General features: G+C 42.6%; 15 protein-coding genes. 9 read left to right on the top strand and 6 right to left on the bottom strand.

Going from position 1 to position 15,844, the window contains the following annotated elements; genetic code table 11:
- Window positions 1-9: 9 nt before the first annotated feature.
- Both AB4135_RS00635 and AB4135_RS00630 read left to right on the top strand, forming a co-directional pair.
- The gene (locus tag AB4135_RS00635; RefSeq protein ID WP_371989420.1) at window positions 10-1,644 is read left to right on the top strand and encodes an alkaline phosphatase; all 1,635 of its coding nucleotides are present in this window, start codon (window positions 10-12) and stop codon (window positions 1,642-1,644) included.
- Between the two features lie 137 nt (window positions 1,645-1,781).
- Window positions 1,782-2,552: a hypothetical protein gene (locus AB4135_RS00630; protein ID WP_371989419.1), complete on the top strand. Its 771-nt coding sequence runs from the start codon at window positions 1,782-1,784 to the stop codon at window positions 2,550-2,552.
- A 121-nt stretch (window positions 2,553-2,673) separates the two neighbouring features.
- Here AB4135_RS00630 and ltaE read toward each other — a convergent pair whose 3' ends face one another.
- A complete protein-coding gene (ltaE, locus tag AB4135_RS00625; protein WP_371989417.1) occupies window positions 2,674-3,687 on the bottom strand; it encodes a low-specificity L-threonine aldolase in 1,014 nt (337 codons plus the stop codon).
- Between the two features lie 369 nt (window positions 3,688-4,056).
- Between ltaE and AB4135_RS00620 the strand changes: the two genes are divergently transcribed.
- Entirely contained in the window at window positions 4,057-4,695 is a 639-nt protein-coding gene (locus tag AB4135_RS00620) for a trimeric intracellular cation channel family protein (protein ID WP_371989416.1), read from the top strand.
- A 102-nt stretch (window positions 4,696-4,797) separates the two neighbouring features.
- On the opposite strand, the gene AB4135_RS00615 is transcribed toward AB4135_RS00620, so the two are convergent.
- The 3 genes from AB4135_RS00615 to AB4135_RS00605 all read right to left on the bottom strand — a co-directional run bounded on the left by AB4135_RS00615 (window position 4,798) and on the right by AB4135_RS00605 (window position 7,066).
- Window positions 4,798-5,622 (bottom strand): mechanosensitive ion channel family protein, encoded by an 825-nt coding sequence (locus AB4135_RS00615; RefSeq protein WP_371989414.1) that lies wholly within the window; start codon window positions 5,620-5,622, stop codon window positions 4,798-4,800.
- A gap of 40 nt (window positions 5,623-5,662) precedes the next feature.
- On the bottom strand, window positions 5,663-6,226 hold the full coding sequence (locus tag AB4135_RS00610) for an OmpA family protein (RefSeq protein ID WP_371989412.1): 564 nt from the start codon (window positions 6,224-6,226) through the stop codon (window positions 5,663-5,665).
- A 384-nt stretch (window positions 6,227-6,610) separates the two neighbouring features.
- Window positions 6,611-7,066, bottom strand: a complete 456-nt coding sequence (locus AB4135_RS00605; RefSeq protein ID WP_371989410.1) for a YaiI/YqxD family protein — start codon at window positions 7,064-7,066, stop codon at window positions 6,611-6,613.
- Window positions 7,067-7,291: 225 nt separating this feature from the next.
- Between AB4135_RS00605 and AB4135_RS00600 the strand changes: the two genes are divergently transcribed.
- The 4 genes from AB4135_RS00600 to AB4135_RS00585 all read left to right on the top strand — a co-directional run bounded on the left by AB4135_RS00600 (window position 7,292) and on the right by AB4135_RS00585 (window position 10,712).
- Window positions 7,292-7,963, top strand: a complete 672-nt coding sequence (locus tag AB4135_RS00600) for a DUF2461 domain-containing protein (protein WP_371989408.1) — start codon at window positions 7,292-7,294, stop codon at window positions 7,961-7,963.
- 105 nt (window positions 7,964-8,068) lie between these two features.
- The gene (locus AB4135_RS00595) at window positions 8,069-8,854 is read left to right on the top strand and encodes an SPFH domain-containing protein (protein ID WP_371989527.1); all 786 of its coding nucleotides are present in this window, start codon (window positions 8,069-8,071) and stop codon (window positions 8,852-8,854) included.
- A gap of 161 nt (window positions 8,855-9,015) precedes the next feature.
- Window positions 9,016-10,368 carry an RsmB/NOP family class I SAM-dependent RNA methyltransferase gene (locus tag AB4135_RS00590; protein ID WP_371989406.1) on the top strand — a complete coding sequence of 451 codons (1,353 nt, stop codon included), beginning with the start codon at window positions 9,016-9,018 and terminating at the stop codon, window positions 10,366-10,368.
- Window positions 10,369-10,526: 158 nt separating this feature from the next.
- Window positions 10,527-10,712, top strand: coding sequence for a hypothetical protein (locus AB4135_RS00585; protein WP_371989404.1), 186 nt, complete (start codon window positions 10,527-10,529; stop codon window positions 10,710-10,712).
- Window positions 10,713-10,754: 42 nt separating this feature from the next.
- On the opposite strand, the gene AB4135_RS00580 is transcribed toward AB4135_RS00585, so the two are convergent.
- Window positions 10,755-12,425 carry a 7TM diverse intracellular signaling domain-containing protein gene (locus tag AB4135_RS00580; protein ID WP_371989402.1) on the bottom strand — a complete coding sequence of 557 codons (1,671 nt, stop codon included), beginning with the start codon at window positions 12,423-12,425 and terminating at the stop codon, window positions 10,755-10,757.
- 277 nt (window positions 12,426-12,702) lie between these two features.
- A complete protein-coding gene (locus tag AB4135_RS00575) occupies window positions 12,703-13,242 on the bottom strand; it encodes a YfaZ family outer membrane protein (RefSeq protein ID WP_371989400.1) in 540 nt (179 codons plus the stop codon).
- A 419-nt stretch (window positions 13,243-13,661) separates the two neighbouring features.
- On the opposite strand from AB4135_RS00575, the gene AB4135_RS00570 reads away from it, so the two are divergent.
- Both AB4135_RS00570 and AB4135_RS00565 read left to right on the top strand, forming a co-directional pair.
- Window positions 13,662-14,732: a DUF4382 domain-containing protein gene (locus AB4135_RS00570; protein WP_371989525.1), complete on the top strand. Its 1,071-nt coding sequence runs from the start codon at window positions 13,662-13,664 to the stop codon at window positions 14,730-14,732.
- Window positions 14,733-14,933: 201 nt separating this feature from the next.
- Window positions 14,934-15,416: a glutathione peroxidase gene (locus AB4135_RS00565; RefSeq protein WP_371989398.1), complete on the top strand. Its 483-nt coding sequence runs from the start codon at window positions 14,934-14,936 to the stop codon at window positions 15,414-15,416.
- Window positions 15,417-15,844: the final 428 nt, after the last annotated feature.

The raw sequence follows: 15,844 nt of genomic DNA, 5'->3' as shown, positions 1-15,844 counted from the left end.
GAGTTAAAAATGAACAAGAAATTACTCGTACTTTCGATTGCAGCAATGCTTGGTTTAGCAGCGTGTGGCAGTGATGGTGATAACGGTGCCGACGGCAATAACGGCAATGATGGCAGCAATGGTGGAAATGGTAGCAACGGTCAAGACTGGACCGCGGTTAATCAGTGGTTTATCGACGGCCAAGCTAAAGTAGCAAAAGCCGATGGCTTAACCGTTGATAATCAAGCTGGTGCAGCTAAAAATATTATCTTATTTGTCGGTGATGGCATGGGTGTATCAACCGTCACTGCAGCGCGTATTTTAGAAGGACAAATGAACGGGCAGACCGGTGAAGAAAATTCACTATCGTTTGAAACCCTGCCTTACTTAGGCCTAGCTAAAACCTATAACGTCGATGGTCAAACCCCCGATTCAGCGGGCACCATGACGGCAATGGTTACCGGAGTAAAAACCGATGTTGGCGTGCTTTCGCAAGCGGAAGGTGTCAACCGCGGTAACTGTGCTTCAACTACAGGGCAAAACCTAGTCACCTCGCTAGAGCTGGCAGCGATGGCAGGATTATCAACGGGTGTGGTCTCTACAGCGCGCATCACTCATGCAACCCCTGCAGCAACTTATGCCCACGCTCCTGAGCGTAACTGGGAGAGCGATGCAGATCTGCCCGCAGAGGCGGTAACAAATGGCTGTAAAGATATCGCATCACAACTGCTCGATTTTGACTTTGGTAACGGACTTAATGTGGTAATGGGTGGAGGTCGCCGCGCGTTTATTCCAAACACAATGACAGATCCCGAAGGAAAATCAGGTAAACGCCTCGATAACCGCAACCTAACTGATGAATGGCTAGCAAAGTACAACAATGCGGCTTATGTTACTGACAGAGATAGCTTCCTAACACTTGACCCAAGCAGCACAGATCATGCATTAGGTTTGTTTAACTCGTCGCATATGGAGTATGACTTCGATCGCACCACAAATGGCGTTAGCGGCGAACCATCACTTGCTGAAATGACCGCTAAATCAATTGATATTTTGCAAAAGAATGACAAAGGGTTTGTACTTATCATTGAAGCGGGTCGTATAGACCACGCCCACCATGCGGGTAATGCAGCCCGTGCGTTACATGACACAATCGCGCTGTCTGAAGCAGTGCGTATTGCGATGGAGAAAACCTCAGAGGAAGATACCTTACTGATGGTCACCGCGGATCACAGTCACGTATTCACCATTGCAGGCTACCCCACTCGTGGCAACCCTATCTTGGGCCTAGTAAAAGGCAATGGTTCAGATGGTCAACCTGCCATCACTAATGCTACAGACTCTAATGGTTTGCCATACACCACTGTTGGCTACGCTAACGGCTTAGGTTATGCGAGCCTAGCAACAGGTGGCGATGAGCGATACGGCTATGCGGCTGCACCTGGTCGCTTCGATTTGAACTATGTAGACACCCAACATGCCGGTTTCCATCAAGAGGCACTTGTGCCACTAGGCAGCGAAACTCATGCAGGTGAAGATGTTGGCATATTCGCCAGTGGTCCGGGCTCACACCTTGTTCAAGGCACCGTTGAGCAAAACCACATCTTCCATGTAATGAACCACGCCGCAAGCTTAGTAGAAAAAGCCGAAGCGATGCAGCCGTAACTAAGCGCTTTAACAGAGTTGATGTTGCAAGCCACTGAGCTGAGTCAGTAGTCAGTGGCTTATTCACATCTAAGCATGAGTACTAGAGATTCTAGACTCGACTAAAACACAAGAATTAGCCCCTTTAAGGAGTGAGCATGCAGTACCCATTACTCTCTAAACCATTATCGACGCGTACAGCACTGTTACTAGCTGGTGGTTTAATCAGTCAGCTTTTCAGCTCAGCAGCTTATGCTACCCAATGCTCGTTAATCGAAGAGACAATAGATGCATCGCATCTCAGTGCGCGCTATGGCGTTAGTAACAGCCATGGCGACAGCCGTGAAGTAACCTTGATACGTAATAAGCAACAGGTTATCTATCAGCACAACCCACAAAGCTTTGAGTTGTGGGATAGTCGCGGAGAATATGTTCGCTATTTTCCTATTGAGCATCGCTCTGTGAGTTACCGAAAAGGCGATCTGCTCTCGCTTAATATGCACTTCAATTTCGAGCAGTTAAACCACCTTATCTCTCCAACAACGATTAAAGGCTTACAGCAACTAGCGCTGCGCAACAAAGACATGGCAGATACCTGTATCACGCAGCAATACAGTGGAGAGCAATCAGGTCACAAACTGACAGTCAGCTGGATAGAGAAACTAGGCCTACCACAGTCATTTGTGGTTAGCGATGCTAGCGGCAGCATGCAGTATCAACTGCTTGAGGTAACCTCTTTTTCAAACAATGAATTTGGCGCGTTGATCTCAGGCTATCAAGATATTGATTTTGCTGATGTCGGTGACAATGAGTCTGACCCTTTTATCGCTAAAATGATCCACCAGGGTTTTATCCAGCATGGTAGTAGCGGGTTTTACGACAGCCAAGGTAACAAACTTGCTGGTGGGGAAACTGGCCATAAGCATTGATGGATTGAAGCAACGCGCTAAACTAATGGATAAACAGATTCAAGGACGAGACAAGCGATGAATAAAAGCCCCTAACGATTAACGTTAAGGGCTCTTTAATTGTGCAAGAAACAGGGAGCAACTAGCGCTGTAAAATCACTTTAAGTTCGCGGATAAAGCTATCGATATCTGCACGAGATATATCGGCATGAGTAACTAAACGTAACGTTTGTCCAGCACTAATGAGCATGCCCTTCTGCTTAAGCTCGTTAGCGACAGCAGTAATATCCATCTCACCAACAACGGTGGCAAACACCATATTGGTCTGCACTAATGACATATCGACATCAAATGAGCTAATAGTAGACAACTGCGACGCTAAGTAGCTCGCGTTATCATGATCTTCTGCTAATCGTTCAACTTGTTCGGTCAACGCTAGCTGTGCCGCAGCCGCAAGTATTCCCGCTTGACGCATACCACCACCTAGTACTTTTCGCCAGCGGCGGGCTTTTTTGATCAAGCGCTCATCGGCTAACAATATTGAGCCAACAGGTGCACATAGACCCTTTGATAAACAGATAGAGACAGAATCGAAATATTGGGTAATATCGGTAATGGGCAGGTTTTGCGCAACCGCAGCATTTGCAACTCGGGCACCATCGAGATGGATTTTTAGTCCCTTCTCAAACGCCAAACTCTGCGCTTGAGCTAAATAGCTTTGTGGCACAACTTTGCCGCCAATGGTATTTTCCAAACTCAATAACCGAGTACGAGCAAAATGGATGTCATCAGGCTTAATAGCAGCTTCAATATCAGTGAGCAAAATACTGCCATCAGCTTGGTTAGTTAATGGTTGCGGCTGAATGCTACCCAATACAGCTGCGCCACCACCTTCAAATTTATAGTTGTGCGCTTGTTGGCCACACAGGTATTCGTCACCACGTTCGCAATGACCCATTAAGGCTAATAAATTGGCTTGAGTGCCTGATGAAGTAAATAATGCACCATCAAAACCAAACATTTCTGCAGCCATATCTTCAAGGTAATTGACGCTTGGATCGTCACCATATACATCATCTCCGACCTCGGCAACGCCAATAGCCGCACGCATTGCTGCGGTAGGTTTAGTGACGGTATCACTGCGAAAATCTATCATTAGTTACCTCATTATCGATATTGTTTTCATACTTAATGGCCAATACTACTGTGCCTATGACGTCAGTACCAGCATCAAATCAGTAGAGAGTTCAACAAATAAACAGTGCTAACACTTTGACAACTTAATCGTCTTGAGCTCAAAAGCCCCAAAATACCTAACAAATTACCATAACCGAACATCATTAATATCAATCAACAAGTAAAACCAAGGCTAGCATTTATCACATCCCCCATATTGGCTAGCAACAACAACGACCAACAGAAAATTTAGCATTAGTTTTAATAATGCTAAAAATAAATTTAATCACTATCTTTCCTAGCCAAACAGGGGCAAAATTCGCTTCCTTTTATTTGGCTAGTGCATCTTATGTTAGAAGTTAAAGTAATTAGTGCTTTGTGGCTCATCGGTATCTTAGCGGAAGCAATGACTGGCGCCCTAGCCGCTGGTAAAAAACAGATGGACCTTTTTGGGGTGGTCATTATTGGTTGTGTCACGGCTATTGGCGGCGGTACTTTGCGCGATATGCTCCTAGGTAACTACCCAATTATATGGATTGAGAATGCTCATTACCTAATCGCTGTTGCGGCTGCCTCACTATTAACCGTGATGTTCGCACCTTTGATGCGTTACCTATCAAGGTTGTTTCTAGCAATAGATGCTGTTGGACTGGCAGTATTTTCAATCGTTGGTGCACAAAAAACGCTAATGTTAGGTTATAGCGCTGAAATTGCGATTGTAATGGGTGTGGTAACGGGTGTTTTTGGCGGCGTAATTCGAGATATCTTGTGTAACCAAGTACCGCTTATCTTTAAGAAAGAGCTGTATGCGTTGGTCGCATTACTGACAGCAACTTTGTATGTTGCCATGAAACTTAATGGGATCGCAGAGTGGTTAAGCCTAACGACAGCTGTATTGTTTGGCTTTAGCTTTAGAATGCTAGCGATTCGTTACCATTGGTCAATGCCAAAATTTGACTATCAATATCAGTCAGACAGCTCTCACTAGTCAATAAACGGGCATAAAAATAACGATGAAAGATCAACAACCCTAGCCATTCCGCCACAAAAAAGGTCAGCAATTGCTGACCTTTTTTAATACAAAACGCAATTAACTTGCAGGTGTCTCTTTCACATACAGATCCATCTGTGGGTATGGAATACCAATTCCCGCTTCATCAAGTGCCACTTTGATCTGCTCAAGGATTTCAAAATGAGCTGGCCAGTAGTCACTACCTTTAACCCATGGACGAACGACGAAGTTTACCGATGAATCAGCAAGTTCAGCAACCGCTACAGTATAAGCAGGATCCTTAAGCACATATTGGCTGTTATCTAATATAGTGGTCAGTACCTTCTTGGTTTCAGCAAGGTTAGCGTCATACGACACACCAATCACCAAATCTAAACGGCGAGTTTCCATTGCCGAATAGTTAATAATAGTGCCATCCATCATTGCCGAGTTTGGTGCAATGATAACTTTATTATCTGGGGTAAGTAATTTCGTTGAGAAGATAGTAATCTCGCTTACTGTGCCCGCAATGCCAGCGGCCTCAACATAGTCACCGACTCTGCAAGGGCGGAATAACACCATCAATACACCTGCTGCAAAGTTAGAGAGCGAACCTTGTAGCGCTAAACCAACCGCTAAACCCGCGGCACCAATTACTGCGACCAGAGACGCAGTTTGCACACCAATCTGCCCTAACGTGGCAACAATGGTAAATACTAACACCAACGACCAAGCGATGTTGCTAACAAACGAAGTCACAGTTTCATCAACTTTACGTTTCTTAAGCAGTTTGGTGGTTAGCTTTTTGGCGACTCCGGCTAAAAACTTACCAATCACAAAAATAATTACGGCAAATAATATTTTCATGCCATAGGTGACTATTAGTTCTGGTGCTTGATCCATCAGACCTTGCAAGTTATCCATGTATATACTCCCTTAACTTATGATTTATAATTAAAAACAGCTAAAAAATAACTAAAAACTCTACTCTTCGATTTAGTGCGCGACCATTATCGGTGTGGTTATTTGCAATAGGCGCTTGGCTGCCAACGCCCTCTACATCAAAACGTGCAGGCTTAAAATCAAACTCATCAATTAAAGCTTGTTTAACGCTTTTTGCTCGCAATAATGACAGCTTTTGGTTAAAGACTTCACCACCAACAGAGTCCGTATGACCAATTAGCAATAATCGAGCAGGAACTTGAGCTAACCATAGCGACACACGTTCAAGCACCGCTCTTTGGCTCAGTAACAACTCTGATTTTGCAAACTCGAATTTAACAATATTAGATGACAATTTCGTACAACTGGCAGGGTAAAAACCACCCGAGACCGTTTTAAGGCAAAGCTCAGTGGCGAACTCCAATCGAGCGCAACCACTAGCATCCACTCTTTGCCCCACTAGAGACTGAGCGCAGGCATCCTTTTTATCTGGGACCCCATCAGCATCACTATCTTGCCAATCTCGGCCATAAGCACAACCCGTCGCCAAGGTATAAACCCAAAGAGCCAATATTAACCATCGCATACCGATAACCTATTGTTATAGTCAAACAGCTCTTACGCACTGAGACATGTTTGCTATGTTAACTAACAAAAAACAAAAAGGCAGTTAAATAATTAACTTAAGTATTACAATGATAGCCATGTTTTGTGATTTATCCCAGTGTAAGAGCTTTTTCCACTCTAAGATTTAAAACAATAAAACCATCGGTAAACACAGCAGTTCCTTGGAATGGCTTTGCGTTTATAAGGTCTAGAACCGCAGTTTTAGAGGGGACCACTCGTTGATAAATATGCTATCAACAGCAGAGTTTAAGGTAGGAAGGCCGCTATAAAAGGACTTTGTTGGCACGACTATACATTTGTACATTCATGCCAAGACAATACTTAACAGGCCAATCAAGACGGGTTATTTTTGTTGTTTGAATTTAGTGATAAGGCGATCGAGCTGATTAGCAAAGGCTTGACGCTCGCTTTGACTCATCGCTGCCGGACCTCCAGTCTGTACGCCGCTAGCGCGCATGGTATCCATAAAGTCGCGCATGTTTAAAATCGATTTAATATTTTGCTCAGTGTACAACTCACCTCGCGGGTTTAGCGCTAAGCCACCTTTTTCTATCACTTCAGCCGCCAACGGTATATCTGCGGTAATCACCAAATCACCAGCAGTAAGTCGCTTAACAATTTCATCATCGGCGACATCGAAACCTGATGAAACAGTCACCATTTTTATAAATCTTGAAGGTGGGATCCTAACGCTATGATTGGCGATCAGTGTGGTTTCGATTTCGGCTCTATCTGCGGCGCGAAATAACGTTTCTTTAGTAACACCAGGACAAGCATCAGCATCAACCCAAACTTTCATAACATTCCTTTAATTAACACGCCGCAGTGGACGAAAAATGCGGCACCTATCAATAAGGCCATGGCTCTACCGCCAATGCAGCACAAAATACTAAGCCGCTATTATAACGCTAAATGAGCAAGTACCCAAAGTGGGCATTATCGTTCAAGAAGCTAATTAATACATGCCATCATGAGTCTATTTTGCTATGTTAATCAGCAATTAAACCACTCTGAGAACTGAAGAATGTTTTCACCTGCAAGTTTTGATTTCCTAAATGAACTGTCAGTTAACAATGATCGTGAATGGTTTAAAGCGAACCAGCCCCGTTATGAGCAGCAAGTAAGAACGCCAGCATTACAGTTTATTGAAGCGATGCAACCATCGGTATTAGCGCTTTCGCCCAGATTGACTGCTGTGCCTAAAAAGGTCGGCGGCAGTATGATGCGCCCCCAACGAGACAGCCGCTTTAGCAAAGATAAAACACCTTATAAAACCAATGTAGGCATCCAATTTCGTCACTTTCAAGGTAAAGATGTGCATGCACCGGGTCTTTATCTGCATATCGCCAACGACGGCTGCTTCCTTGGCGCAGGTATTTGGCATCCAGAATCTAAAGCATTAAATGCAATACGCAGTTGTATCGATGAAAACCCTAATGGTTATAAAAAGGCGTTGAAAGCCTTAACCCAGGCAGGCTTTAACATGGATGGCAGTCAGCTTATAAGGCCGCCAAAGGGCTACGATAAGACTCACCCAATGCTCGATGAGCTTAAGCGCAAAGATTTTATAGCAATTAAACCTATCTCAATGGAGCAGATCTGTGGGGCAGATTTCACTGAATTTTGTTCAAGAGAATTTGAGCATTGTCAGCAACTCATGCGTTATTTGTGCTTTGCATTAGATTTAGATTATTAGCGAATACTCAAAACTTACTATCAAATTATTTAGAGCGAATTTAAACACCAAAAGGATGTAACCATGTTTAAAGATCGAAAAAACGCCCCAGCCGCAACTATAGCGATGGTACTGTTTGCAGCTTTACTTGGTGGCTGCTCTAACCCTAACACTCCAGCAGGGCAAGAGGGTTACATATTTGAAAAGCCGCGAATTTTTGGTGAAGGTGGATATAGAGGCTCATTAATAGGGCCTTCTAATTATGGGGTTTCCTTGTGGCGTAATCAGGTCATCAACATCGATATGCGCCCTAACACCTATACAGAAAGCTTTAAGATCCTCGCCAATGACGATTTAAACATTAGTTTTGATTTTCATGCGGTGATTGGGATCCGCGCCAATACAGTTAAAGATGTAGTAGAAGATTTTGGCGCTGAAAACTGGTATCCCAGATTTGTACGAGAAACATTTAGAACTTATGTACGTGACGAGGTGCAGAAATACGATAGTCGAGCCTTGAAAGAAAACCGTTCACGCATTGCCGATTCTGTTGCTAGCCAACTCACCACATATCTTGAACAAACACCTTTTGAGATCACCAACATTGTTGTTGGTAACATTAACTATCCTGCAATTGTTGCCACAGCAGTAGAGAAAAAACTCGCGGCGCAGCAACTATTGTCAGAGAAAGCAACGCAAAAAGAGATCGCTCAAAAAGATGCCGAGATAAGGATTGAAGAAGCCAAAGGGATAGCTGAAGCCCAGAAAATTATTAATACCACTCTAACGGCTAACTACCTGCAACATGAAGCGATAAATGCTCAAAGGCATATGGCAGACTCGCCCAACCATACCACCGTATATATTCCTGTCGGGACTAATGGTATTCCGCTCATTAAGCAAAGCAACTAGTGGAATAACAAAGTTAATGACACTAAATGTTGATCTTGCATATTTAAATCGATAAACAAATAAGCGCCCTATGTTGATAGAGGCGCTTAAGCTTAGACTCTGCTACAATTGCGCCACTTTTTCTATGAGCCCATTGAGGCTTCTGTGTCAGGCACATCTACATGGTCGAATCATCCACATCTTCAGCTAATGCATTTCAAGCACAGAGCAGTGCTCAAAAACGCGCATTGAGCTACAGCAATACAATTCATCAGCTATTTAATAGTGTCTTTGAACAAAAAATGCCTGCAGATCGCATTGTCGGTGAGTACTTTCGCGCCAATAAGAAACACGGCTCTAAAGACCGGCGGGTGATCAGAGAAAGCTTATTTGCGCTATTTCGCTGGTGGGGTTGGCTTAAAAATGTGCATACCAGCACCGAGCAAGATGAAAGTTGGTTTGCCGTACTTAGCATTGTTGCTGAGTTAGAACAGCACAGCTGGAGTCAATTTAGTGATGCTTGGCGAGAGTTCGCTAACCAATCTAACCAGTACAGTATTGTTAACAGCACAAGAACCATGCCGACGGTGGTGGAGAAATGCCAATATGTGCAGCAATCATTTGCTGATATAGTGTTTAGCCCGCGGGATTTACTACCACAGTGGTTTTGGGACGTAACAGACATTAAGTCAAGCGATGAACTGGCACTGATTGAAGCGATGAGCTCACGTCCGCCAATTTGGGGGCGCGCACAAAAATGCACTGCCGAGCAACTGTGTACGCAATTGCAAAGCGAAAATATCGACGCTTCAAGTAGCGATTTTTTTAGTGATACAGTCAATCTCGGGCATAAAAGCATTAACCTAAATGGAATAAAAGCTTATCTAAATGGGCAGCTTGAGATCCAAGATTTGGGCTCACAAGTGATTGGACAGATCTGTGCACCACAATCAGATGATAATTGGTGGGACACCTGTAGTGGCGCTGGCGGTAAATCGCTACAACTACGTTCACTTATGCTTACTCAAAAGCCTAAAGGCCTAGGCTCAATCACGGCTTCTGATATTCGAAAAAAACCATTAGAAGAGCTTTTAAAGCGAGCAAAGCGTGCAGGCTTTAATGGCATATCAACCTCACCTTGGAAAGATGAATCGCTACCTGTAGCAGCAGAAAGCTTTGATGGTGTGCTTGTTGATGCACCTTGTAGTTGCACTGGAACGTGGCGACGCAATCCAGATATGCGCTGGCTCGATGATGTTGCCGTGGTAAACGATAAACAAGCATTGCAGCTCGATATTCTGAGCCGCAGCGCCAAGGCCGTTAAACGTGATGGTCAATTGGTATATGCCACCTGTTCGCTCTCCCCGGTCGAAAACGAACAAGTTGTAAAGCAGTTCCTTAACAGCCACCCTCAGTTTGCTATCCAACAGCTTAGCCACCCCTTTACTGGACAAGCTGCAACTATGCTAACCGTTTGGCCGCAAAATGCTGATACTGACGGCATGTTTGTCGCAAAGATGCGTCGAGTCAGTTAAGCCAAAGCACAACAGGTCACACTCAAAAAAGCCATGCTATACATGGCTTTTTTATTTCATCAACCAAAAGCCTACGCTTTGTCATAGCGGTGTCATATTCACTTTTTAATATCTAGCATGTTAATACACCTGCAATCGTAAACGTTAGGGTTAAGTCGATGAGAAACACATATGAGTTTGACCAGCAAGCGGAGTGGCACAATGACTTCGATGATAGCTTTAGTAATGACAGTAAAAGTAAACGCTTACAACAGCGTAAAAAAGAGCAACGTAATAACAGTAAGCGTTCGCCAATAGAAGCCTTTTCCGAAGAGCACTTCATCAGCGAAAGTAGGCGCCGTTAAAGGCGAATTTGAGGCTGAACTTATTCAGCCTCAAACAACTCATTACATATCCATATCGAGTGTACTACTCAAACGCTTAGAATATAGCTGGCGCCGCTTGATACTCTTGTTGGCATACAAGTTCTGATCTGCATTACGCAACCATTCATGATTGTTAACCACTTCAGTATTCAGGCAGCGGCCAACATGTAAGCTCGCATCATTAAAGCCTTCAGCATTAAAATGCGATTCAATTTTACCGGTAGCTTGATCAAGTTCTGCAATATTTTCTTTATCAATAAACAACACAAAGTCATTTACCCCGACTCTATAGATATGTTCTTGACTGCGGCTCTCGATACGCTGCTCCAATTGGCTAGCGACAAAACGGATGAGTTTATCCCCTTCTCCTAACCCCAACCTTTTATTCACCAATGACAGACCTTCAATAGTAATAAGCACTAGATAACACTCTGCATTCGCTGAGGGACCAATGGGTTGCTCTTGACGCATAAATTCATCAAAAGCAAAACGGTTTGCAGTACCAGTAAGCTCATCGATTCTCGCATTTTTCCAAGCGACATCTAACGTTTCGATATAACGCTCTTTCTCATCAGACAACATACGAATTTTATGAGCCAATGCTAGCGATAATAGCAGCGCATCAGCCGTGCCACCGACAAGAGTCGCTAACTCAGCGTTATCAAAAAAGTCGGGCGTAACCCCCATATTTCCTGGCAAAATAAGGACTGCAGGCAGCAATAAACAGGTGAATGCGAAAATAAAATAACGGGCAGGATAAAAGCCTTTTAGCAAACAAACATTGCCACAAGTGATCGCTAAAGCAATCCATAACATAATCAATATTGAAGCAATAATTGCAGTGTAAGAAATTAAATAAATACTCGTCGGCAAGGCGATGATACACGCCCACATCAGATATTTACTAAGCTGCCATAACTTTGGAGAAAGCTCTGGTAATTGTAAAAAGTGCTTATAGAAAAGAATGTTAAAGATTGGCAAACCAATAAAAAACAGATGGTGTAACTGTAAAGCATGCAATTCAAAAAGGTGCGCAGGAATATGGAAGGTTAACGCCCAACCTGTGAAATAAGTTAAAACATAAAAGCCGTAATATAAAAATGCTTTATCTCTAATTGATGCATAAATAAGTAAGTTATAAAAAGCGATTGAAGCAAGCGCCCCTAAACAGAGCACTATAAACATCGCACTTAAATCTGACTTAAGTCTATGCTGCTGATAAGGCTCAAGTTGCAGTTTAGGTTGTGATGAATAGTAGCGGCTACTAATTCGACTCACCAGCCAATAGTTAGTCTCATTTTTTAACTCGACCTTACGCGCATAATCAAATAGAAATTCATAAGGAGCATAATAGCCGCTGTGAAAATATTGCTTAGAGCCATCTTCACCAATGATCCAATAGTCAACAGACTCAATAATGGAATTTTTGACATTAACGCTCCATTGCCCTTCGTTTTCTAAAATAACAAAGGCGCTTGCCATCCAGTAATCACCACCGGCCAATGAGACTTTACTCTGTAACGGGTGAGACTTAACCCAGGGCATTATCGTCATAAAATCTTGTGGATTAGCATCCCCTTCGACCGCTTCAAAGAGGTATTTCTGATCGAAAACGGCACTAGCATGCGCACTTTCATTGCCGCCTATAATGGACAACATAAGCAAAAGGAATGTTATTGTTTTTATGTGCATGGAAGATAAATCCGTTTTTAAAAGCCACACTAAATTGAATTCAACACGACGGTAATCACGTTTATGACAATAATTTGACTTAAGTCTACATGAAACAGGCGTTTATCAAAATGTAAAACGTACTTTGGCTTATAACCATGACAAAAGTAATAAAGCTTTTAAGCTAGTAGAGATAGATTAGAGATTAACAGTAGTCATTTAGGTAAAGCGGAATTAAACTAGAGGAATAACAGCTAATAGCCATGATTTAGCTATTAGCTGTTGAAATCAGTTAACACTAGAACGTTGCTCTGCCGCCTAAATAGAAGCCTGAGTCAAATGTAGTATTGGCTGCGTCATCGTACTGAAAACGGATATTTCTATAGCCAACAAAAAGTGCTAATGAAGGATTTAGCTGGTATTGAACCTTGCCGTCGACCTGCCAAGAACCATCAACATCACCAAACGACAATACTGAAGGCGAGTAGTAACCAGAGCCATGCACTGAAACGTTTGAACCTAAGTGCATTGCGTAGCGTCCGCCTATGCCTACCACATTACCATTTTGACTTTTCTTAGACCAAAGCTGAGAAAACTTAGCACCGATCTCAATATGGTGCACTCCAGCATCATGGGCTATATGCATAGCACCTGATAGCATCTGACCACCTTTATCAGAGTAGATATACTCTACAGACGCATTGACATCCTTATTCAAGTCTACCTGTATATCAGTAAGCAAGGTGTCATCATTAAGCCCCAAGGTAAAATCGGTTGCTTGAGCTGAAACACTAGCCAAACTCAATACTGCAGCACCCACTAAAAGTTTTATTTTCATTGTTAATCCGACACATATTTTAATTTGTCAGGAGCATACACAAAACTTATCTTAATTTTTATCTAAACCACCGTACTGAGTTCGCATTTTAATAAAGCTCAACGTAAAACCAGCCAACAGACAACATACTCAACATTAAAGACACACTGTTCTCAATTAAAATTCAAACATGATCTCTCCACTCAAATAATTAAGGTGTTGATTTAGATTAACAACAATCTGCAACATCTTATTTTGTTAAATTTGCCATAACGGTTCAGCAGATATTTATCTCAAACTCCCTTATAGTGCCGCGGGGGTATTGGTCGACAAAGTCAGCATTCATCAACGATTACGGCTTTGGTTTACCCCAGCAAAAGTACTTATAACAACTATAATGAATATCCTGAGTGATATGATTTGGAGCAATGATGAAAAATATAAAACTCACATCTTTGAGTATCGCGATAGCAACCAGCATCATGTTATCTGGCTGTGGTTCTGATTCAGATTCCACCCCAGACCAAGAGTTCGGCACATTCACCCTTGGCGTATCAGATAATCCCGCTGATGCGAATATTGTTAATATCGCCTTTAAGCAAGTGGTATTAAAAAACAGTGAAGGTTCTGTCTCATTCGACGTTTCAGTTGGAGAGGACGGGCTACAACACGTCGACCTATTAAGTGTGCAAGGGCAAAATGTCGAAACACTTGTCAGTGGTCAATCTGTTGCAGTCGGTGAATACCAAATGTGTATCTATATGCAAAATAACGAAATATCAGATACCGATAGCTCTTATGTACTTTCTGGCGCCGCTAAAGATGACAGCGGAGAATATGTAGGTGGCGTTGTTGAAGGACTAGTTACCAACAGTAACGGCTCTTGTGGTGGCGAAGGCGCTGATGAAGACAATACTGGCCGTTTGTTTTTCAATAAAGCATTTACGATAGCCGCTGGTAATAACGCTTTCGTCGCTGAGTTTAACCTATCTAAAGGGCTTCAAGCTCCGCATGGAAATAAGCAATACTGGACGTTAAAACCAACGTCAGTGCAATTGGTTAATAACGCCGAGGTTGGCGCAATTGCAGGGCAAATAAGTCCTGAAACCATGGCAACTTGTGAAGCCAATGCCGGTGGTTCAGAGTTTTCTTCAGCAGTTTACCTCTATCCAAGCGATACGGCACTTGATGATATGGCAGATTTTAGAAGTGGCGCGAATGTACTCACTCAGGTTGCTCCTATTACTTCTGCTAGAGTTAACCCTATTGAAGACGCTGAAGGCACTAACTTAGGTTATGGCTATGAATTTGGTTTTGTGGTTGCTGACACATATAGTCTAGGTTATACCTGCCTAGCGCAAAATGACGACCCAGAGCTGTCTAATGTTAGTGAGCCACAAGATGATACGCTTCCTTTCTTTATCGACTCTGCAGAGCAAGATGTCACGGTCGTTATTGATGAAACAACCACTCGTCATTTCCCAGAGTCATTTGTCCCGAGCGACTCATAGAAAAAGCAAGGCTTTGTAGCCCTGTTACTTAGGTTGCTTAGGTTACTTAGCAAAAAGGTACTTACTCATTTGTGAGTACCTTTTAATTTAATTTTCTCAAAGAAGCTATTTATTTGCTGCAATTCATACCAATATGGGTTGTGCACAACAATATTGCCCGCAAAATCATTTAATAGTATGCTTCTCAAAAAGGAGCGCACTATGCCATCATCAATTTACGATTTTTCAGTTGCAAATATTCAAGGTCAATCTACCGCTTTAAAAGACTACCAAGGAAAAGTGGTTCTTATTGTAAATACAGCGAGTGAGTGTGGCTTTACTCCGCAATACAAAGAACTCGAAGCACTCTATCAGAAATACCAATCTCAAGGCTTAGTCATACTTGGCTTTCCTTGCAACCAGTTTGGTGCTCAAGAAAAAGGCGATAGTGCAGCCATCAGCTCATTTTGCGAACTCAACTTTGGGGTTACTTTTCCACTTTTTGAAAAAATAGAGGTAAACGGCGCAGCAACAACGCCGCTCTACCAATATTTAAAAACTGAAGCAAAAGGCTTACTAGGTTCTGAACGGATCAAGTGGAACTTCACCAAGTTTCTAATTAACAAGCAGGGAAAAGTGGAGAAACGCTTTGCGCCGGCAACGAAACCAATGGCGATAGAGAAAAATATCTTAGAGTTATTGTAATTTTTATAGTTTAAAAACAATGAATTAAAATTAAAGTTAAAAAAAACACAATTAACCGGTCTATTTTTTGAACTTTAACGGATATTGCCTCTCTAATCTCTTGAGCATTGAATATTTACTTCATGTTCATCATTCTCCCTGGGACTTCTAGCGCGGTCCCCTTGATCTCTAAGTAGATCAGTCAGGCAACCCATTGGGTTGCCCTTTTTTTCCCTCAATGACTCTAAAAACGACATAAAGCTAAAGTGAATAGAAAAATCTCTCTTTTAGGGAACTAAAGCGAAATTTGGCACTCTGACTATATGAACCGATTCTTGTTAAGTGAATTTCATCAGTTGGCTTAACCCTTATTCTCTTTGCTCATCACTCAGAGTGTATATAGTTTCATTGTTCATCATCATTCCCTTGGGCACTCCTGTTGAGGTTTG

Origin of the sequence: Shewanella sp. 10N.286.54.B9 (assembly GCF_041468565.1) — a bacterium.
Lineage (GTDB): Bacteria > Pseudomonadota > Gammaproteobacteria > Enterobacterales > Shewanellaceae > Shewanella.
The sequence above is the reverse complement of the archived record's forward strand: the minus strand, read 5'-3'. Positions and strand labels throughout refer to the sequence as shown.